General features: G+C 58.7%; 21 protein-coding genes. 8 read left to right on the top strand and 13 right to left on the bottom strand.

The window, feature by feature from the left end; translation table 11 throughout:
- Positions 1–10: 10 nt before the first annotated feature.
- The 3 genes from AC2TDJ_RS08120 to AC2TDJ_RS08110 are packed head-to-tail and all read right to left on the bottom strand — an operon-like array spanning position 11 to position 2,940.
- Entirely contained in the window at positions 11–1,363 is a 1,353-nt protein-coding gene (locus AC2TDJ_RS08120; protein WP_480841024.1) for a TRAP transporter large permease, read from the bottom strand.
- Positions 1,363–1,866: a TRAP transporter small permease gene (locus tag AC2TDJ_RS08115; protein WP_480841022.1), complete on the bottom strand. Its 504-nt coding sequence runs from the start codon at positions 1,864–1,866 to the stop codon at positions 1,363–1,365. The genes AC2TDJ_RS08120 and AC2TDJ_RS08115 overlap by 1 nt, the downstream gene beginning before the upstream one ends.
- A 54-nt stretch (positions 1,867–1,920) precedes the next feature.
- Complete coding sequence (locus AC2TDJ_RS08110) at positions 1,921–2,940, bottom strand: TRAP transporter substrate-binding protein (protein WP_480841020.1); 1,020 nt, start codon at positions 2,938–2,940, stop codon at positions 1,921–1,923.
- 200 nt (positions 2,941–3,140) lie between these two features.
- On the opposite strand from AC2TDJ_RS08110, the gene paaG reads away from it, so the two are divergent.
- From paaG to AC2TDJ_RS08085, 5 genes are all read left to right on the top strand, one after another.
- The gene (gene paaG / locus AC2TDJ_RS08105) at positions 3,141–3,926 is read left to right on the top strand and encodes a 2-(1,2-epoxy-1,2-dihydrophenyl)acetyl-CoA isomerase PaaG (protein ID WP_480841019.1); all 786 of its coding nucleotides are present in this window, start codon (positions 3,141–3,143) and stop codon (positions 3,924–3,926) included.
- Between the two features lies 1 nt (position 3,927).
- On the top strand, positions 3,928–4,356 hold the full coding sequence (gene paaI, locus AC2TDJ_RS08100) for a hydroxyphenylacetyl-CoA thioesterase PaaI (protein ID WP_480841017.1): 429 nt from the start codon (positions 3,928–3,930) through the stop codon (positions 4,354–4,356).
- Between the two features lie 15 nt (positions 4,357–4,371).
- A complete protein-coding gene (gene paaK / locus AC2TDJ_RS08095) occupies positions 4,372–5,679 on the top strand; it encodes a phenylacetate--CoA ligase PaaK (protein WP_480841015.1) in 1,308 nt (435 codons plus the stop codon).
- 21 nt (positions 5,680–5,700) lie between these two features.
- On the top strand, positions 5,701–6,297 hold the full coding sequence (locus AC2TDJ_RS08090; RefSeq protein WP_480841013.1) for a TetR/AcrR family transcriptional regulator: 597 nt from the start codon (positions 5,701–5,703) through the stop codon (positions 6,295–6,297).
- Positions 6,298–6,381: 84 nt separating this feature from the next.
- Positions 6,382–6,597, top strand: coding sequence for a hypothetical protein (locus AC2TDJ_RS08085; protein WP_480841011.1), 216 nt, complete (start codon positions 6,382–6,384; stop codon positions 6,595–6,597).
- Here AC2TDJ_RS08085 and AC2TDJ_RS08080 read toward each other — a convergent pair whose 3' ends face one another.
- The 9 genes from AC2TDJ_RS08080 to AC2TDJ_RS08040 form a co-directional block, all read right to left on the bottom strand.
- Positions 6,598–7,359 (bottom strand): Phenylacetic acid catabolic protein, encoded by a 762-nt coding sequence (locus AC2TDJ_RS08080; protein WP_480841009.1) that lies wholly within the window; start codon positions 7,357–7,359, stop codon positions 6,598–6,600.
- Positions 7,360–7,376: 17 nt separating this feature from the next.
- Entirely contained in the window at positions 7,377–8,450 is a 1,074-nt protein-coding gene (locus AC2TDJ_RS08075) for a 2Fe-2S iron-sulfur cluster-binding protein (protein ID WP_480841007.1), read from the bottom strand.
- Between the two features lie 13 nt (positions 8,451–8,463).
- Positions 8,464–8,922: a 1,2-phenylacetyl-CoA epoxidase subunit PaaD gene (paaD, locus tag AC2TDJ_RS08070; protein WP_480841005.1), complete on the bottom strand. Its 459-nt coding sequence runs from the start codon at positions 8,920–8,922 to the stop codon at positions 8,464–8,466.
- Positions 8,923–8,926: 4 nt separating this feature from the next.
- Positions 8,927–9,685 (bottom strand): 1,2-phenylacetyl-CoA epoxidase subunit PaaC, encoded by a 759-nt coding sequence (gene paaC, locus AC2TDJ_RS08065; RefSeq protein WP_480841003.1) that lies wholly within the window; start codon positions 9,683–9,685, stop codon positions 8,927–8,929.
- Complete coding sequence (gene paaB, locus AC2TDJ_RS08060) at positions 9,685–9,969, bottom strand: 1,2-phenylacetyl-CoA epoxidase subunit PaaB (protein ID WP_170404692.1); 285 nt, start codon at positions 9,967–9,969, stop codon at positions 9,685–9,687. The genes paaC and paaB overlap by 1 nt, the downstream gene beginning before the upstream one ends.
- A gap of 23 nt (positions 9,970–9,992) precedes the next feature.
- A complete protein-coding gene (paaA, locus tag AC2TDJ_RS08055) occupies positions 9,993–10,985 on the bottom strand; it encodes a 1,2-phenylacetyl-CoA epoxidase subunit PaaA (protein WP_480841001.1) in 993 nt (330 codons plus the stop codon).
- Between the two features lie 72 nt (positions 10,986–11,057).
- Positions 11,058–12,260 (bottom strand): 3-oxoadipyl-CoA thiolase, encoded by a 1,203-nt coding sequence (gene pcaF / locus AC2TDJ_RS08050; protein WP_480840999.1) that lies wholly within the window; start codon positions 12,258–12,260, stop codon positions 11,058–11,060.
- 232 nt (positions 12,261–12,492) lie between these two features.
- Complete coding sequence (locus AC2TDJ_RS08045) at positions 12,493–12,699, bottom strand: hypothetical protein (RefSeq protein WP_480840998.1); 207 nt, start codon at positions 12,697–12,699, stop codon at positions 12,493–12,495.
- Positions 12,700–12,850: 151 nt separating this feature from the next.
- Complete coding sequence (locus AC2TDJ_RS08040) at positions 12,851–13,669, bottom strand: cyclase family protein (RefSeq protein ID WP_480840996.1); 819 nt, start codon at positions 13,667–13,669, stop codon at positions 12,851–12,853.
- Between the two features lie 260 nt (positions 13,670–13,929).
- Here AC2TDJ_RS08040 and AC2TDJ_RS08035 point away from each other — a divergent pair, with 260 nt between their 5' ends.
- Positions 13,930–16,017 carry a 3-hydroxyacyl-CoA dehydrogenase NAD-binding domain-containing protein gene (locus AC2TDJ_RS08035; RefSeq protein WP_480840994.1) on the top strand — a complete coding sequence of 696 codons (2,088 nt, stop codon included), beginning with the start codon at positions 13,930–13,932 and terminating at the stop codon, positions 16,015–16,017.
- 181 nt (positions 16,018–16,198) lie between these two features.
- Here the strand turns inward: AC2TDJ_RS08035 and rpe are convergent, their stop codons facing one another.
- On the bottom strand, positions 16,199–16,888 hold the full coding sequence (gene rpe, locus AC2TDJ_RS08030; RefSeq protein ID WP_480840991.1) for a ribulose-phosphate 3-epimerase: 690 nt from the start codon (positions 16,886–16,888) through the stop codon (positions 16,199–16,201).
- A gap of 168 nt (positions 16,889–17,056) precedes the next feature.
- Between rpe and phnC the strand changes: the two genes are divergently transcribed.
- Positions 17,057–17,878: a phosphonate ABC transporter ATP-binding protein gene (gene phnC, locus AC2TDJ_RS08025; protein WP_480840989.1), complete on the top strand. Its 822-nt coding sequence runs from the start codon at positions 17,057–17,059 to the stop codon at positions 17,876–17,878.
- 66 nt (positions 17,879–17,944) lie between these two features.
- Positions 17,945–18,847, top strand: coding sequence for a phosphonate ABC transporter substrate-binding protein (phnD, locus tag AC2TDJ_RS08020; protein WP_480840987.1), 903 nt, complete (start codon positions 17,945–17,947; stop codon positions 18,845–18,847).
- Positions 18,848–18,866: the final 19 nt, after the last annotated feature.

Genomic DNA, 18,866 nt, shown 5'->3' with positions numbered 1-18,866 from the left:
TCAGTCGGGCTCAGTGCCCCAATGCGCCCATCTGCTGAGGCAGGTACAGGACCACGATGGGCACAAGTACGATCAGCGCCAGGCGGAAGATGTCGGCGATCCAGAACGGGGTGACGCCTCGGAAGATCGTGCCGGTCGAGACGTCTCCGACCACGCCTTTCAGGATGAAGACGTTCAGCCCGACAGGTGGAGTGATTAGCGAGATCTCGGTGACGACCACAACGACAATGCCGAACCAGATTGGGTCATACCCCAGCGAAGTGACCAGCGGGAAAAAGATTGGAACGGTCAGCAGTAGCATCGACAGCGATTCAAACACACAGCCCAGAATGATGTAGATGCCGAGGATCATGAGTATCACGACAAAGGGCGACACGTCGTATGCGGTGACCAGGGCGATCAGCGCCTCGGGCAATCCGGCCAGATTGATGAAATTCGAAAAGATCTGTGCGCCGATCAGTACGGCAAACAGGGCCGAGGCCGTAAAGCAGGTTTCTTTCAGGACTTCGAACGTCGAGCCTACTGTCAGTCCGCCCCGGAACAGGGCGATCAGAAACGCACCGGCAGCACCCATGCCGGCGGCTTCGGTCGGCGAGAATGTCAGGTTCAGAGGTTCGAAATCAAACGCACCATAAAGACCGCCGATCACCAGGAAGAATAGTAGCAGGACGGCCCAGACAGACCCCAGGGCGCGAAGGCGATCAGCCCAGCTTGAGCGTTCGCCTGCAGGACCGGCCTCGGGGTTGCGCCAGACTGTCCAACGCACGGCGAACAGGTAGAACAGAATACCCAGGATTCCGGGGATGATGCCCGCCATGAACAGCTTGCCAATCGAGGTTTCGGTCAGCAACCCATAGATGACCAGAATGACCGACGGTGGGATCAGGATGCCGAGTGTGCCGCCCGCCGCAATGGACGCGGTCGACAACTCATCAGAATAGCCATAGCGGCGCATCTGCGGCATGGCGACTTTGGACATGGTGGCGGCGGTGGCCAGCGACGAGCCGCAGATCGCCGAAAACCCACCGCAAGCAGCAACCGTTGCCATGGCGATACCGCCGCGCATATGGCCCAGAAAAGCGTTGGATACGGCATAAAGCTCGCGCGCCATGCCGCCCTTGTTCACGAACAGCCCCATTAGGATGAACAGCGGCACCACCGACAGGCCATAGTCCTGCGCGGTGTCTGTAATCTGACGCCCCACCATGGACATGGCGGCTTTGAGGCCGCGTTCGTCGAAAATGGATCCGCCACGTTCATAGGCAAAACCCAGCGTTCCAACCAGACCCATGGCAAAGACGATGGGCAGGCGCATCAGGACAAGGATCAGGACAATCGCGAATCCGATCAGTGCGGCGGTCATCAATTGGTCTCCGAAAGGATGTGAGGGGCAAAGAAACGCAGCAGGCCGGTGGCGATCATCACCACGGCAGTCACGGCAACGGACAAGGTGATGAACCAGCCGATCAGATAGGTCGGGATCGAGAGGTATTCGGTGACATCCCCATAATCCCGTGCCCGCTCGGCCAGAACCCATACGCGCTGAACAGGCCAGTAAAGCATCATTCCGCTGACCAGATAAATGACCAGATCGCGCACGCGGGACAGGTGGAGGCGGTTGAATACACCGTCGGTCAGGTCCACCGCGATATGACCGTTTGTGGTCGAAACGATGGGCAGGACAGAAAACACCAGGATGGCCATCAGGATACGGGTCAACTCGGTCGCGGCCTCAATCGGCGCATTGAAAACCGACCGCAGGATGACATCGCAAAACGTCATCACCATCAGGACGAAAAGCGCAACGCTGGCCACGACCACCGGAAGAATGCTGGCACGGCGAATGAGCTGGATAAAGGGAGACATCGGTACCTCGGGCAGTGGTCCGGGGCGGAATTGGCAACCGCCCCGGAGCTTGGATCAGTTGGAGGACAGTTCCGAGTTGATCATGTCATATGCGGCTTGTGCGTCGACACCTGTCGCGTCCACTTCCGCGATGACTTTGCCGCGAATATCTTCGGCGATGGCCGAGAATTTCTCGAGATCTGCATCGCTGGCCGCGTTGATCGCGTTGCCTTCGGCAGCTTCAGTGGCTTCGCGTCCGATGGCGTCGATCTCATCCCAGATCTTGCCGATTTCCCGGCTGAGCGGTTCGCCAAAGACATTCTCCTCAAGCGCCTGTTGCAGGTCTTCAGGCAGGTCAGCGAAAGTGTCTTCGTTCATGATAAAGGCGAACGACCCGCGATACAGGCCGCCCGGCAATTCATAAACGTTCTGCGCAACCTCGGTCAGCTTGAAGCCTTTGCGGGATTCGAAAGGCATGACAACGCCGTCCGCCGCTTTGGACGCCAATGTTTCGTAGACTTTGGGGGCCGGAACCTGAATGCCTGTCGCTCCCAGTGCCGTGCCGACGTCACCGCCAACACCGCCAGGGATACGGACCTTGAGGCCGGATACTTCGTCCAGCGTGGTCACAGGAGCACTGGAATGCAATTGCGCTGGACCGTGGGTGTGCAACGCAATTACCTTCACGCCGCGGTGTTCGTCAGCTGCCTTGAGGTGTGCGTCATAGGCGCGCCAGTAAGCAACGGATGCCTCTTCCGCAGTTCCTTCGTAGCCTGGCAGTTCGATCAGTTTGGTGGTGACAAAACGCCCCGGTTGGTAGCCGTGGAAAATGATCGAGGCATCTGCCGCGCCGTCCATGATCAGGTCCATTTGCGCCGGGGGCGGGGCGATGCCCAGTTTCAATTCGGCTGTGACCTGGCCGTCGGTGGCCTCTTCGACCATTTCGACGAACTTGGGCCACATCTTTGCGTTGATGCCATGGGTCGGCGGCGCCCAGCTAGAGATTGTCAGGGTGTAATCGGCAGCAAACGCGATTGTGCCTGATACCGCCAGTGTTGCTGAGGCCAGCAGGGTGGTGAGTTTGGAAAATTTCATGACCGGGTCTCCTCCTCAAAAGCGTAAGTCGTGAACATGTTAATAGTGCGTTTTGTAACTATCAACGACGCGAGGGGCGGGCTGGGCATGTTGGTCCAGAGCCTTTCCACGTGGCCGAGTCACAAGGGTCTCAGAATTTATTGACCAACCGTTCGGTTTATGCAAGAAGTTTGTTGAAACTTATGCAAAGAGAATTCGGCATGACTGATACGATTCTTTCGCAGGATCACGGAAAATGGGTTGAAATCACCCTGAACCGTCCGGATCGCCTGAACAGCTTTACCGATGAAATGCACCTGGCCTTGCGGGCAGAGCTTGAGGCCGCCCGTGATCGCGGTGCGCGTGCCGTTCTGTTGACTGGAGCGGGTCGAGGGTTCTGCGCCGGTCAGGATCTGGGCGACCGGAATCCTGCGACAATGGATGGCCCGCCCAATCTGGGCTACACGGTCCGCACGTTTTACGCGCCGCTCGTGCAGCTGATTCGCTCGCTGGATTTCCCCGTCGTCTGTGCCGTGAACGGAGTGGCAGCCGGGGCAGGGGCCAATATCGCCTTGGCCTGCGATGTCGTGTTGGCCGCTGAATCCGCCAAATTCATTCAGTCCTTCTCCAAGGTCGGTCTGATACCGGATACCGGCGGAAGTTGGCATTTGCCGCACTTGTTGGGCGAGGCGCGCGCCAAGGGATTGGCGTTGACCGGTCAGCCGTTGCCAGCGACGCAAGCCGAGCAATGGGGATTGATCTGGAAAGCCATTCCGGACGCCGAATTGATGAGCGAGGCCCGCGCGCTGACCGAACAGTTCGCCAACGGTCCGACGCTGGGACTTGGGTTGACGAAGCAGACCATTCAGACCGCAGCGACGACGTCCCTGTCCGACCATCTGGAGCTTGAGGCGGACGCCATGAAAACCTGCGGCGAAAGCGCGGATTACGCAGAAGGCGTGACAGCCTTTCTCGAAAAACGCGCGCCAGTGTTCCAAGGGAAATAGGATGACGCCGAACGATCGCGCAGAAAAAGCAGCTGCTGCCATGTGGGGCCGGGACAACGCGTCGAAATGGGCCGGGATGCAGCTGGCGCATATTGCAGAGGGCACAGCGAGGCTGACCCTGGAGGTTCAGGATCATCACTGCAATGGCCATGGCATCTGCCACGGCGGCGTGACCTTCATGCTGGCCGACAGCGCCTTTGCCTTTGCCTGCAACAGCCGCAACCAGTCCACCGTGGCCCAGCATAACGTAATCAGCTATGTCGCTCCGGCCCGCGCGGGCGATTGCCTGACGGCTTTGGCGACCGAACAGAGCCTGACCGGGCGCAGCGGAATCTATGATGTGACAGTCACCAACCAAGACGGCCGGAAGATCGCCGAGTTTCGGGGTTTTTCCCGTGCAGTTGGCGGTTTGGTCTTTGAAGAAACCTGAGAAAAGGGGGATAGCATGAAGGATCTTACTCCGAACAAGGCGGATCTCGATCCGATTGAGATCGCCTCGATTGACGAAATCCGGGCGTTGCAACTGGATCGGCTGAAATGGTCGCTGCGCCATGCCTATGACAATGTGCCGATGTATCGTCAGCGGTGTGACGAAACGGGCGTGCATCCCGACGATCTGCAAACGCTGAGCGATCTGAGCCGTTTCCCATTCACCTACAAAAACGACCTGCGGGACAATTATCCATTTGGCCTGTTTGCCGTTCCGCGAGATCAGATTATCCGTGTGCACGCGTCCTCGGGAACGACCGGCAAGCCGACCGTCGTGGGATACACTCAGGGCGATATCGACAACTGGGCCGATCTGGTGGCCCGGTCGCTGCGGGCCAGCGGTCTGCGCCGTGGGGATATGGTGCATAACGCTTACGGATACGGCTTGTTCACCGGCGGTCTGGGCGCGCATTACGGGATCGAAAGGCTTGGGGCTACGGTTGTCCCGATGAGTGGCGGGCAGACGTCAAAACAGGTCGACCTGATCACCGATTTCAAACCGGACGGGATCATGGTGACGCCGTCTTATATGCTCAATATTCTCGAACAATATCATAAGGTCGGGATCGACCCGCGCGCCTGTTCACTGAAGGTTGGTGTTTTTGGTGCCGAGCCGTGGACGGATTCGATGCGGGCCGAGGTTGAGCAGGCTTTTGACATGCACGCGGTCGATATCTACGGATTGTCCGAGATCATGGGGCCGGGCGTTGCCAACGAATGCGTGGAAACCAAAGACGGCCCGGTCATTTGGGAGGATCACTTCTACCCCGAAATCATCGACCCCGAGACAGGCGAAGTGCTGCCTGACGGAGAAATGGGTGAGCTGGTCTTTACCACTCTGACCAAGGAAGGCTTGCCGATGATCCGCTACCGTACCCGCGATCTGACGCGGTTGTTGCCGGGCACGGCGCGGTCGATGCGGCGGATGGAAAAGATCACCGGGCGGTCGGACGACATGATCATCCTGCGCGGTGTCAACGTGTTCCCAAGCCAGATTGAAGAACAGGTTCTGGCCACAGGTGGGCTTGCGCCATATTACCAGATCGAACTCTATCGCGCCGGCCGCATGGATGCGATGCGCATTCATGTCGAGGCCACACCGGACGCCGCGGACGAGCTGAGCAAAACCGCTGCTGTCCGCATGCTGACCCGCCGGATCAAAGATGTCGTTGGTATTTCGACCGAGATCAATATAGGCGACCCGGGTGAAGTTGAACGCAGCCAGGGCAAGGCGCGCCGCGTCATCGACAACCGGAATGAATAAGGCAGAGGCGGAGATCACGAATTGGCCCGTACGATAGCGAAAGACCACGATCACAAGCGCGAACGCATTCTGAAATCGGCCGCGCGCGTCTTTGCGCGTGAAGGGTTCGACCGGGCCTCGATGGCGCAGTTGGCAACCGAGTGCGGAATATCCAAGGCTAACATCTACCACTACTACGATAGCAAGGATGCCATCCTTTTTGACATGCTCGAATCCTATTTGCGGCAGTTACGTGATGGGATTTGCGGGCTGGATATGGACGGGCTTAGCGCGCCGGACCGGCTACGAAAGGCGGTTCGGGAGATTCTGCTGGCTTATCAGGGTGTGGACGATGAACACCGCGTCCAGTCCACGGGCATTTCGGCCCTGCCTGCGGATCAGCAAAGGTTGCTGCGCGGCTATCAGCGCGATCTTGTGGTTTTTCTCAGCGACATCCTCGCCGATATAGCACCGAACGTTCTGCGCGAAGACGCTGCCAAGCTGCGCGCAACGACCATGTCGGTTTTTGGCATGCTGAACTGGTTTTACATGTGGAACTCGGGTGCTGACGCCGAGGCCCGCAAAAATTATGCTACGCTTGTCAGCGACCTGACCCTGGACGGTCTGAATGGCCTTTAGGGACCGACGGCAAAGGCTCCCTTGCGCGGATGTGATTTGGTTTTTCCTGTCTTTCGGGGTTCAATAGGGGGCAGGAGGGCGCCCATGCAAACACCCGAACGGTTCGACAAGTTCTATTTCACCAAAGTCGGTTTGGGCGAGGCCTGTGGTTGTGCCGAAAAGGTGATCGACGTCTATGAATTCAACCGTCAGGGCGGCGCTCAGGCGAAGCGATCCGTTGCGCAGAAAAGGCCCAAACGTCGTTCGCTCAGGTCTTTTGCCTTGAAATACGGGCTGATCAGTCGCAGCCGCGCGGATTAATCATTCAGGGGCGGTCAGACCCAATTGTTTGACCGCGCGGGTCGCCTGGACCGTCCACCGCGACTTCAGTTCGGACCCGCTCAGGCGACGCAGCCCCTGCTTTCTCAGGTGCTCCATCTTCTCGTCGCTCGCAGTGCCAAAGCTTGCCGCCACGCGCGGCCACCAGTACTCCACCGATTTTTGCATCTGCTCGGTTTCACCCTGCTCGGCCAATTTGACGGCACCTTCCAGAGCCAGCTCACCATGGTGTGCTTCGATCGGGGCGATGGACCGGAACGCCTCGGCCAATGGCTGGTATGAGATGGTCGAGAATTCGGCCAGTTGCTCGGCTACGGCGCGGCTCATCAGCAGGTTCATGATTACCGCATCTGTCCAGCCATTGATCGGATAGTTGAAGACCGCAAGGCGCATATCGTGCTCGCTACGGGTCGCGCCGATGTCTGCGCCCCGGCTTAGCCGGGTGGTCCACGGATGATGAGTTACGTATCGCTGAGTATCAGCGCCGAATTCGCCCATTATCTTCAGAACGCGATCTGCGTTGTCGGTTTTCTCAAGCACGATCTTGGCGGCCGCGATGCGTTCCTTGATGCCGGGGCCCATGTTGATGACGTCGGCAAACCCGGCGGCACCGGCCAGTTCACTGTCAACGAATGTGGCCATCAGCTTCATCAGTTCGGCACGATAGCGGGGCGGGACGTTGGTCGGGTTGGTCAGAACGCCGCCCGCAGCCAGATAGCTGTCGATTGTCATGTCTTCGGCCATTGGTCCTCTCCCCTTTTTTACTGGTCGTAGTCGACGACAACGCGGTCGGTCACCGGGTAGGCCTGACAACTCAGGACATACCCTTTTTCAACCTCGTAGTCTTCAAGTGCGTGGTTTGCGACCATTTCAACCTCGCCTTCCAGCACCCGGCAGCGGCAGGTCGAGCAGACCCCGGCCTTGCAGGCATAGGGCGCGTCCATCGCGTTTTCCAGGGCGGCTTCCAGAATGGACTGATCCTTGGGTAAGGTTATGGTCTGTGTCGACCCGTCCAGCGTTATGGATGCTTTGGTCTGATTAGCTTGAGTCGCCGCATCGGCCGCAGTTGTTTTGCGCTTGGCGCGACCGGGCTGAGCGCTGGCGAAGAGTTCGAACTTGATCTGGTCGTCCCCCAGTCCATGTTCGCGCAGCGCTGCGGCGATACCCAGCATCATCGGTTCGGGGCCGCAGATGAAGGCCGTGTCGACGTTCTTGATATCGATCCAGTGCTTGAACAGTTCAGCGCATTTTTCCTGTGTGACCAGCCCGGTAAACAAATCGATTTCCTGCGCGTCAGTTTCCAAAATATGGATGACGTTGAGCCGGCCCATATAGAGGTTTTTGAGATCTTCAAGTTCTTCGCGGAACATGATCGTATTGATGCCTTTGTTGGCATAAATAAGCGTGAACTGAGATTTGGGCTCGCGCGCAAGGACAGTCCTCAGGATGGACAGGACAGGCGTGATCCCCGATCCGCCGGCGAACCCCAGATATTGCTTGTCGGATGACGGCTCGATCGGGGTGTGGAAGCTGCCCATGGGCGGCATTGCCTCGACAATGTCTCCGACTTTGAGATCCGCATTGGCCCAGCTCGAAAAGGCGCCGCCGTCCACCCGCTTGATCCCGACCTGCAATACACCGTCGTCCTTGCCGGCGCAGATCGAATAAGACCGGCGCAGTTCTTCGCCATCAAAGTCACGGCGGAAGGTCAGGTACTGGCCGGCAGTGAAATCGAACTGATCCGCAGTTCCGTTCACCGGCTCCAGGGTCACAACCACCGCATCGCGGATGGTCTTGTGGATGTCGGTGACTTTCAGGTCGTGGAAGCGTGCCATCCGGTGCTCCTCCTCAGATGCACTTGAAATAGTCAAAAGGTTCCAGGCAGTCGGTGCAGCGCCAATGCGCCTTGCACGGGGTCGAGCCAAACTGGCTGATCTTTTCAACCGCCTTGCTGCCGCAGCGCGGGCAGCGGCTAGGCCCACCCGCAGGCTGCGGTGGGGCGATGCCGAATTTTTCCAGCTTTTCCTTGCCCTTGTCGCTCAGCCAGTCTGTCGTCCAGGCAGGCGAGATACTGGTCTCGATGCGGATATCGCTGATACCGTGGTCCCGCAGGGCCGTTTCGATGTCCATGCTGATGACGGATGTTGCCGGGCAGCCGGAATAGGTGGGTGTTACCGTCACCTTCAGCGTCTTCTCGTCCCAGCGCACATCGCGCACTATGCCCAGATCGACGACCGAAATCACCGGAATCTCAGGGTCGGGTACGGCATCCAGCCATTCCCAGATCTGATCTGTCGAGGCACGCATCGATTTACCAGGTCGCGCCGGGATAGGCGCGTTGAAGCCACTGCATCTGGGTCAGAAGGTGACCCAAATGTTCCGTATGCATGCGCCCGTCACGCCCGCCCTTGTGGGCAAAGCGACTATCGGGGATCGTCAGCGTTGCGTCGTTCAGGATCCGTTCGACCAGAGCATCAAACTCTGCGCGCAAATCGGCCGGATTGGGCGCGATACCTGCCGCAACCATCTCGGCATCGACATCGTCGCTGGCGAACATCTCACCGACATAGGGCCAAAGGTAATCCAGCGCTTCCTGCATCCGTGTTTGGCTTTCCTCGGTGCCGTCACCCAGCCCGACGACAGTGTCGCCCGAGCGTTCGAGGTGATAGGCAACCTCTTTGCTGGCCTTTGCCGCGATGGCGGCGACGCGATCGTCAGAGGACTTCATCAACCGCCCCAGCATGATCGAATGCCACGCATCGAACAGGAATTGCCGCATCAGTGTCCGGCCAAAGTCACCGTTTGGCACTTCAACCAACAGCACATTGCGAAAATCCCAGGCGTCGCGCAGAAAGGCCAGGTCATCGGCGCTTTTGCCGCCGTCGATCTCACCCGCAAGCCCCAGCCACATCTGCGTCTGGCCGATCAGGTCCAGCGCGGTATTCGCCAGCGCGATGTCTTCTTCCAACACGGGCGCGTGGCCGCACCACTCGCTGACGCGATGGCCCAGGATCAGGGTGTTGTCCCCCATCCGCAGCAGGAATTGCAGGAAAGCTTCGTCGCGGGTCATCACATTGCCCCCACTTCTTCGGGGATGTCAAAAAAGGTCGGGTGGCGGTACACCTTGCTTTCGCTGGGTTCGTACAGCGGGCCTTTGTCGCTGGGCGATGAGGCCGAGATGTTGTTGGCCTCGACCACCCAGATCGAAACGCCTTCGTTGCGGCGGGTATAGACGTCGCGTGCGTTCTTGATCGCCATTTCGGCGTCAGGCGCGTGCAGCGAGCCGACATGACGGTGGCTCATGCCGTGTTGACCGCGGATAAATATCTCCCACAGGGGCCATTCGTTATTCATCGGGTTTCCTCCTCAGGGTGGGCTTATTCGGCTGCCAGATTTCCGGCGCGTTTCTTGCGGGCGTGGGCCAGAAGTCCGTCGCGGACCCACTTGCCGTCATCCCAGGCCTTGTTGCGTGCGGCCAGACGATCCACGTTACAAGGGCCGTTCCCCTTAATGACGTCGAAGAATTCGGACCAGTCGGGCTCTGAGAAATCGTAGTGCCCGCGTTCTTCATTCCATTTCAGATCCGGATCAGGGATTGTCAGGCCCAGGTATTCGGCCTGCGGGACCGTCTGGTCGACGAATTTCTGGCGCAGCTCGTCATTGGTGTTGATCTTGATCTTCCACGCCATCGACTGTGCTGAATGAACCGAGTCCTTGTCGGATGGCCCGAACATCATCAGCGACGGGTACCAGAACCGGTTCAGCGCATCCTGTGCCATTTTCTTCTGTTCCGGCGTGCCTTCCGCCATCTTTCGGATCGCGTCATAGCCCTGGCGCTGGTGAAAGCTTTCTTCCTTGCAGATGCGGATCATAGCACGGGAATACGGCCCAAATGACGTGCGCTGCAGCGGCACCTGGTTCATGATCGCCGCGCCATCGACCAGCCAGCCGACCGCGCCGATATCGGCCCAGTTGAGCGTCGGATAGTTGAAGATCGACGAGTATTTCATGCGGCCGTCCAGCAGCATCTCGGTGATCTCGTCGCGGCTGACACCCAACGTTTCCGCTGCGCAGTACAGGTAAAGCCCGTGCCCGGCCTCATCCTGCACCTTGGCCAACAGGATCGCCTTACGTTCAAGCGTCGGGGCGCGGGTGATCCAGTTCCCCTCGGGCAACTGTCCCACGATCTCGGAGTGGGCGTGCTGGCCGATCTGGCGGATCAGGGTCGCACGGTAATCGTCGGGCATCCAGTCCTTGGGCTCGATCTTGATATCTGCGTCGATCTTGTCCTGAAAGGCGCGTTCCTGTTCGGTCATCTCCTCGCGGGATTTGACGCCCGTTCCGGCCGTTTTGATCATCTGAGCATACATGTGGGGTCTCCTCCCATATTTGATGCCGCGCAGCGGAAACCGAGATCCGGGTCCCGCTTTTCGGGCTGCGCGTCACACGCGTTCAAGTACAAGTGCGGCGCCCTGGCCAACGCCTACGCACATCGTGCACAGCGCGTAGCGACCGCCAGTGCGGCGGAGCTGGTATGCTGCCGTCATCACCAGCCGCGCGCCAGACATGCCAAGCGGGTGGCCAATGGCAATCGCTCCGCCATTTGGGTTCACATGAGGTGCGTCGTCAGGCACACCCAATTCGCGCAGCGTGGCCAGACCTTGTGAGGCAAAAGCCTCGTTCAATTCTATCACATCCATCTGTTCGACGCTTAGTCCGGCGCGCTCAAGCACCTTGCGGCTGGCCGGGACCGGGCCGATACCCATAATACGGGGTTCGACACCCGCAACGGACATCCCAACGACGCGTGCAATCGGGGTAAGACCATTTCTGCTCGCAGCAGCTTCGTTCGCCAGCAGGATGGCCGCCGCGCCGTCATTAACACCCGATGCGTTTCCGGCTGTAACCGTCTTGTCCGGGCCGTTGATCCCCTTGAGAGCAGCCAACTTGTCAGCCGTCGTGCCCGGGCGAGGATGCTCGTCCGTATCCACGGTGATCGGGTCGCCCTTGCGCTGGGGAATTGTGACCGGGGTGATCTCCTCCTGAAACACCCCGGCCTGGTGCGCCGCGGCCCAGCGGGCCTGGCTGCGTTCCGCAAATGCATCCTGATCTTCGCGGCTGATGCCATAAGCTTCCGCCACGTTATCTGCGGTTTCCGGCATCGAGTCGATACCAAACTCTCGCTGCATCCTGGGATTCACGAACCGCCAGCCAATAGTGGTGTCGTATACTGCATTTGCACGCGAAAACGCGGATGTGGCCTTGGGCATGACGAACGGCGCGCGCGACATGCTTTCGACACCGCCTGCGATCGCCATGTCGTAGTCTTCGGCCTTGATCGCCCGCGCGGCCATGCCAACCGCATCCATTCCGCTGGCGCAAAGCCTGTTGAACGTTGTTCCCGGCACGTCCACTGGTAGCCCGGCCAGCAAGGCAGCCATGCGCGCCACGTTGCGGTTGCTTTCCCCCGCCTGATTGGCATCGCCAAAGATGACGTCATCGACACTGGCCCAATCGACCTGTGGGTTCCGTGCCATCAATGCCGCCATCGGAACAGCCGCCAGATCGTCGGTCCGAACCGCGCTGAGGCTGCCGCCGTAGCGACCGATAGGAGTCCGCTGAGCGTCGCAGATAAAGGCATCCATGGATCGAACTCTCCCTACTAGGTCAGCAACAATAATTGACCGCTAGGTCGGTTAATAAACCTGCGTGTGATTCGCGGCAAGAAAAAATGTAACGTGAATCTGGATGCGTTAAGAAAAATGTAACATATCAAGCCTGACAAAAGAAAAAGCCCGCAAAATTGCGGGCTGTCACGGCGGTCAGAACGATGCGACGGTTTTGATCCAGATCTCTTGAAAAGGCTTGGCGATACCTTCAGACGACACCAGCCATAACAAGGCGAATGATGTCTTTGCGATCAATTCCACGCGTGGCCAGATCGGTGTCGCTCAACGACCAAAGCATTTGCACTTTGCGCGACTTGGCGCGTGCCTCGCCAATTTCAGCGAATGCGACACAGATGCCTTTGGCAATATCGGCTGCAATTTCGGTCAAAGACAGGTGAGTGGTGGATTGGCGCATTGATCCATCTTTCGTCGAGGTTTTTTTCACCAGCGTGATTTATTCATCCTGGCCGCAATCGGCCATACAGTATTGCGCATAGCCGTTGTGCAGCGTGTGCAGATCAGAAGTATGATGTCCTTGAACCCAATAGCCACAATTGGATGTGTCTTTAAACCATCGCGAAAATGCGGGCCGGTCCGCCCGTTCCACCGCGGTGCGTGGGTGCACCTACAATCAAAGTGGCACCGCTGGCCGGTACCTTATCGAGATTTGCCAGGTTTTCGATTCCATACCTATTGGTTGGCAGCCACGCGTGATGTGTTGCGAAATCTGCTGATGGCCCATGATCCAGCGACAGGGAATCTACGGCAATAGCCACTGCGCCTGTTTCATCCATCAGCATCTGTGCTGCCTCGACGTGAAACCCTGGAAAGTGCATCGTACCGTCGTCATCGGCGTTGCGGAATTCAGGTGAGTTGGCTTTGTTTCCCCAGCCGGAATGCATCGCAACACAGGCACCTTCGGGGATCGGGCCGTGCGCTGCGATCCAGGTCTTTAGGTCATCTGGGGTGACCTGGGCATCTGCATCCTCACTCGCCCGCATGGCGATATCGATGACGCAGAGCGGACAGACCAGGTTCGACACCGGGATCTCATCCACCGACTGTCCGTCGGCCGAGAAATGCAGCGGCGCATCGATATGCGTTCCGGTGTGTTCATTGACCGCCAGACTGAACAGGTTGAACCCATTGTCCTCAAGATTGAAGATCTGGTCCGCTTCGATCCCCGGTTGGCCAAAATAGGTTGGGAAATCGGCGTCGTAGACGTGGGTCATGTCCACCATTTCTCCGTGCCCTGCGGCCATGGCCGGAGTGGTGCGTGCAGTCCCGAGTGCTGTACCCGCTGCCACAGCGGCGCTGGCCTTGAAGAACGATCGGCGGGACAGCATTCGGTCCTTCACCGAGTTGATGACGCAAATATCGCACATGATCATGCTCCCTGTTTGGTTCTTGGTGAAGACGACAGCATAGGGTCTTGGTACACCCAACAGCCTCTGGTCAGTTTAGGGCGCACACGATTGGTGACCCATAAAATACTTATCAATTCTTGGTGTTTAGCAAAAAACCGAACGATTAGTCGGTAAATGGGGTTGAATACGAGCGCGTCCCGGTTCAGTCTCCGGGCGCACACCATAACAAGGCCAAAAGCGGGTGTGCTGTGTGCATCAATCGGGGGAGTATGAGGCGAATGTCCCAGGTCATTGGATATGAGAAAGTTGGAGATATTGCCGTTCTTGCAGCGCAGAACCCACCGGTAAACGCTCTGGGTGTTGATGTGCGACGGGGCCTTTTGGCCGGGATCGAGCGCGCCGAGACCGAGGGGGCGCGGGCAGTGCTGATCCATGGAGATGGCCGGACCTATTTCGCGGGCGCCGACATCCGGGAATTTGGCAAACCGCCGCAAGATCCCTGGCTCCCGGCACTTTGTGATCGGATCGAAGCATCGCCACTATTGATCGTTTCGGCAATGCACGGAACCGCGCTGGGTGGCGGGCTCGAGGTCGCATTGTCCTGTCACTACCGAATTGCCGTACCTTCTGCAAAGGTCGGTCTGCCCGAAGTGAATCTGGGCATAATCCCGGGCGCAGGTGGCACTCAACGCCTGCCGCGCGTGACCGGAGTTCAGGCGGCGCTGGACATGATTACGACAGGCCGCCATGTGTCGGCGCCCGAAGCCTTGGAACTGGGTGTGCTGGACAGGGTCCAGGAGGGTGAACCGCGCCAGATCGGTCTGGAGTATGTGGCCGAGTTGCTGGAAACTGACACGCCTCGCCGACCGATCTGCGATATGCCCGCCCCTGAACTGATTGACTTCGACGCGGCCTATGATGCCGTGTTGAAGAAGGGGCGTGGTCAACTCTCACCGGCCGTCGCAGTGCGCGCGGTGCAGGCCGCCTGCGAGGCAGAAAGTTTTGTGGCCGGTCAGGCGCGTGAGCGTGAGTTGTTCATGGAATTGATGGCGTCTGATCAGCGCAAAGGGTTGATCCACGCCTTTTTTGCCGAACGCGCGGTGTCGAAACTGCCGGAACTGAAAGATGTCGCGCCGAGGGATCTGCATCAGATCGGCGTTGTCGGCGGTGGCACGATGGGTGCCGGAATTGCAACGTCTGCCCTGTTGGCAGGTTTGCAGGTGACGCTGCTGGAGATGTCCGATGACGCCGCCCACGCTGCCAAGGGTCGGATCGCCTCGAACCTTGGTGGCGCGCTCAAGCGCGGCAAGCTGACCCAGAGCAACCATGACGACATCCTGGCCAATAAGTTGGAACTGGCCACGGAGTACGGCGCTCTGAGTGCCGCCGATCTTGTGATCGAAGCCGTGTTCGAGGATATGAAGGTCAAAAAGCAGGTGTTTTCCAGCCTGGATGCGGTCTGCAAGGAAGGTGCAATCCTCGCGACAAATACCTCCTACCTGGATATCGACGAGATCGCGAAGGCAACGGGGCGGCCTTCTGACGTCATCGGGCTGCATTTCTTTTCGCCTGCCCATGTGATGAAGCTTCTCGAAATCGTCGTGGCCGAGCAAACCGGTCCCGAGGTTGTGGCAACTGGTTTCGCTCTTGGGCGCAGGTTGAAAAAAGTGTCCGTGAGGGCAGGGGTTTGCGACGGATTCATCGGGAATCGTATCCTGAATACGTACCGCGCCTGCGCCGATCATATGGTTTTGGACGGGGCAAGCCCGTTTCAGATTGACAAGGCTCTCACCGATTTCGGCTTTGCGATGGGTCCTTTTGCGGTATCGGATCTGGCCGGGTTGGACATCGGTTGGGCCGCACGAAAACGCAAGCGGGCGGAAGGGTTGGACCCGCGTGCCCGAGACAGCTCATACGCGGACAAGCTGTGTGAGGCCGGGCATTTCGGACAGAAGACTGGCAGGGGATATTACGTATACGAACCGGGCAAGCGAGGCGGTGTGCCAAACCCCGAAGTTTTGACTTTGGTGGAAACGGATCGAGCAACACACGGGATCACGCCGCGTGCATTCTCGGACGAAGAGATTGTTCGCCGCTACCTGACCGCAATGGCAAATGAAGCCGCCAAGGTGGTTGGCGAAGGCATCGCCCGCCGCCCGTTGGATGTGGATGTCGTCCTGCTTTATGGTTACGGCTTCCCGCGCTATTGGGGCGGACCTTTGAAATGGGCCGATATTCGAGGTTTGCCAGAAGTCTTGTCCGATATCCGCTCATGGTCGGCGGAGGACGGCTATTTCTGGCAACCTGCACCTTTGCTTGAAAAACTGGTCGCAGAAGAGCGCTGTTTCGAGGATCTGAACAGATAGCTTCCCTTCTGGTAAAGGGTTGTCGGCTTTAGGCAACGAAAGCCTCCCGCGCCCGCGCGATATTGGCTGCGCCAATACCGCTAGCGGCCTTGGGCCCGGCATCGCGCGTAGCACGATGCCGGGCCCAACAAAAGGAGGTGTTTCGACTGCAACACAGACGGCTGGCGGGAGTACCGCCTGATCAGGTCAGCACGCTTTCGGCTGCAGCGCGAACCGCACGGATATTCTCGCCATAGACTTCGGGTTTGTTTACGGATCCGCCCTTGAAGACAGCCGAGCCTGCGACCAGAACGTCAGCACCTGCAGCGGCAACCAAGGGGGCCGTTTTGGGGTCGACGCCGCCATCGATTTCAATATGGACGGGGCGGTCGCCGATCATCTGACGCAGACGGCGAATCTTGCTCGTCATGTCGATGAACTTCTGACCGCCAAATCCGGGGTTCACGGTCATCACGCAGACCAGATCGGTCAGATCAAGCAGGTGTTCGACCGCCTCGGCCGGAGTGCCGGGATTCAGTGCTACACCCGCCTTCATCCCGGCAGCGCGAATCGCCTGCAAGGTCCGGTGCGTATGCGGTCCGGCTTCGACATGCGCGGTCAGCACATCTGCGCCCGCATCCGCATAGGCCTGGATATATGGGTCGACCGGAGTGATCATCAGGTGCACGTCCATCACCGTCTTCACATGCGGGCGAAACGCTTTGACCGCTGGCGGACCGAAAGTGAGGTTCGGTACGAAATGTCCGTCCATCACGTCCACATGGACCCAATCGGCCCCCTGAGCCTCGATAGCCTGAATTTCCTGTCCGAAATTGGCAAAATCGGCAGAGAGGATTGACGGGGCGATCTTGATCTTGCGGTCAAAGCTCATGGTTGGCCTCATGTGAGTAACTTGGTGTCACGCGCATATATCCGCGAATGTGGCCAAAGTGTAGGCCTCTCAACAGGGCAGCGGACGTTTACAAAACTTTCACCGAACCGACACAAAGCCGTTGAATGGTATCTGTAGCTGACCGCCAACACGAAGTGGGGGTGGCACGTGCTGCGCATAGACAAGCTGACCAAACGTTTTGGCGACAACGTGGCTGTAGATGCCGCGACTCTGGACATCGACAAGCCCTGCATGATCGGCATTATTGGCCGGTCGGGTGCGGGAAAATCGACTCTGCTCAGGATGATTAACCGCCTGACGGATTCGAGCGATGGCCAGATTCTGTTTGAAGGTCGCGACGTCACTCAACTCAAAGGCCGAGACAAGCGCGCCTGGCAGGCCGACTGCGCGATGATCTTCCAGCAGTTCAATCTGGTGCCGCGCCTCGATGTCGTATCAAACGTACTGCACGGAACGCTGAATCGGCATTCGACGCTGGCCACCATGTTCAACCTGTTTCCGATGGAGGACATCCATCGGGCCATCGATATTCTGGACCGTCTGGGCATTGCCGAACATGCGCCGAAACGGGCCGAAGCCTTGTCGGGCGGTCAGCAGCAGCGAGTCGCGATTGCGCGGGCCCTGATGCAGGGCCCCAAGATCATTCTGGCGGATGAACCAATCGCCTCGCTGGACCCCATGAATGCGCAGGTTGTGATGCAGGCGCTACGTCGCATCCATGAAGAGGACGGGCGCACCGTCATCGCCAACCTGCATACGCTGGATACCGCGCGCCGCTATTGCGACCGCGTGGTTGGCATGCGCGACGGACGCATCGTGTTCGACGGGCTGCCCGAGCAGCTGACCACCGGCGTCGCCCGTGAGATCTATGGCGCCGATGCAAGCTTCTCGGAGGAGGCGACATCGACCGAGATCGACACGCTCGACGCCACCCAGAAGGCCCTGATGGAAGCCGAAGCCACCATCTGAGCCCCCCACCACCTTTCATCGCCCGGCCCGATGAGAGGTCGGGGACATCAACCTGGAGAAAGACAGATGAAAAAACTAATTGCTGCCCTTGTTGCGACCACGGCCATGGCCGCACCTGCAATGGCTCAGGAAATCAACGAGTTCCGCATCGGTATCTTGGGTGGCGAAAACGCCCAGGACCGTCTGAACAACAACGAGTGTCTTCGTCAGTACACCGAAGAAGAGCTGGGTGTTGAAACCAAGCTGTTTGCACCTGCCGACTATAACGGTGTGATCCAGGGCCTGCTGGGCGGCACCATCGACATGGCATGGCTGGGCGCATCGGGCTATGCAAAAACCTATCTGAGCGACCCCGAAGCGGTCGAGCCGGTTTTGGTAAAAGTGAACCTTGACGGTGGCTATGGCTACTATTCGGTTGGCTTCGCTCGCAAGGACAGCGGCATCACTTCGCTGGAAGACATGAAGGGCAAGGCCTTTGGCTTCGGCGATCCGAATTCGACCTCGGGTTACCTGATCCCGTCGATCGAAATTCCGCAGGCTACAGGCGCAACCATGGACTCGGGTGATTACTTCGGCGAAGTGAAATTCACCGGTGGTCACGAGCAGACCATTGTTGCCGTAAACAACGGTGACGTCGACGGCGGTGTGACCTGGGCCGACGGTTTGGGCAATTGGGAAGACGGATACAACTCGGGTGCCCTGCGCCGCGCAGTTGATGCCGGCCTGGTCGACATGAACGACCTGGTTGAAATCTGGAAGTCCAAACCGATCCCGGAAGGACCGATCGTGCTGCGCACCGCGCTGCCTGCGGACGTCAAGGAAAAGATGACCGCCCTGATGGCCGGCCTGCACGAGAAAGACCAAGAGTGTTTCTATGGCGTGGCCGCAGGTGAGGCAAAGGCGTTCGAGCCGATCACCCACGACGCCTACGAAATCATCATCGAAGCACGCAAGCTGAAGTCCAACTAAGCCTGCATATCCAATGATC

Source organism: Ruegeria sp. HKCCD6647-2 (assembly GCF_057221075.1).
Note: the sequence above shows the minus strand (reverse complement) of the source record. Positions and strands in the feature narration are given on the sequence as shown.

Bases quoted from the DNA above. Each gene is read 5' to 3' on its own strand.
- paaD (WP_480841005.1), bottom strand. From the start codon at position 8,922: ATGCGTGCCTCGACAGATCAGATCTGGGAATGGCTGGATGCCGTACCC.
- AC2TDJ_RS08110 (WP_480841020.1), bottom strand. From the start codon at position 2,940: ATGAAATTTTCCAAACTCACCACCCTGCTGGCCTCAGCAACACTGGCG.
- AC2TDJ_RS08035 (WP_480840994.1), top strand. From the start codon at position 13,930: ATGTCCCAGGTCATTGGATATGAGAAAGTTGGAGATATTGCCGTTCTT.
- AC2TDJ_RS08085 (WP_480841011.1), top strand. From the start codon at position 6,382: ATGCAAACACCCGAACGGTTCGACAAGTTCTATTTCACCAAAGTCGGT.
- rpe (WP_480840991.1), bottom strand. From the start codon at position 16,888: ATGAGCTTTGACCGCAAGATCAAGATCGCCCCGTCAATCCTCTCTGCC.
- AC2TDJ_RS08120 (WP_480841024.1), bottom strand. From the start codon at position 1,363: ATGACCGCCGCACTGATCGGATTCGCGATTGTCCTGATCCTTGTCCTG.
- AC2TDJ_RS08045 (WP_480840998.1), bottom strand. From the start codon at position 12,699: ATGCGCCAATCCACCACTCACCTGTCTTTGACCGAAATTGCAGCCGAT.
- phnD (WP_480840987.1), top strand. From the start codon at position 17,945: ATGAAAAAACTAATTGCTGCCCTTGTTGCGACCACGGCCATGGCCGCA.
- AC2TDJ_RS08115 (WP_480841022.1), bottom strand. From the start codon at position 1,866: ATGTCTCCCTTTATCCAGCTCATTCGCCGTGCCAGCATTCTTCCGGTG.
- paaG (WP_480841019.1), top strand. From the start codon at position 3,141: ATGACTGATACGATTCTTTCGCAGGATCACGGAAAATGGGTTGAAATC.
- paaC (WP_480841003.1), bottom strand. From the start codon at position 9,685: ATGACCCGCGACGAAGCTTTCCTGCAATTCCTGCTGCGGATGGGGGAC.
- AC2TDJ_RS08080 (WP_480841009.1), bottom strand. From the start codon at position 7,359: ATGGCCGAAGACATGACAATCGACAGCTATCTGGCTGCGGGCGGCGTT.
- AC2TDJ_RS08075 (WP_480841007.1), bottom strand. From the start codon at position 8,450: ATGGCACGCTTCCACGACCTGAAAGTCACCGACATCCACAAGACCATC.
- paaI (WP_480841017.1), top strand. From the start codon at position 3,928: ATGACGCCGAACGATCGCGCAGAAAAAGCAGCTGCTGCCATGTGGGGC.
- AC2TDJ_RS08040 (WP_480840996.1), bottom strand. From the start codon at position 13,669: ATGTGCGATATTTGCGTCATCAACTCGGTGAAGGACCGAATGCTGTCC.
- paaK (WP_480841015.1), top strand. From the start codon at position 4,372: ATGAAGGATCTTACTCCGAACAAGGCGGATCTCGATCCGATTGAGATC.
- paaA (WP_480841001.1), bottom strand. From the start codon at position 10,985: ATGTATGCTCAGATGATCAAAACGGCCGGAACGGGCGTCAAATCCCGC.
- pcaF (WP_480840999.1), bottom strand. From the start codon at position 12,260: ATGGATGCCTTTATCTGCGACGCTCAGCGGACTCCTATCGGTCGCTAC.
- paaB (WP_170404692.1), bottom strand. From the start codon at position 9,969: ATGAATAACGAATGGCCCCTGTGGGAGATATTTATCCGCGGTCAACAC.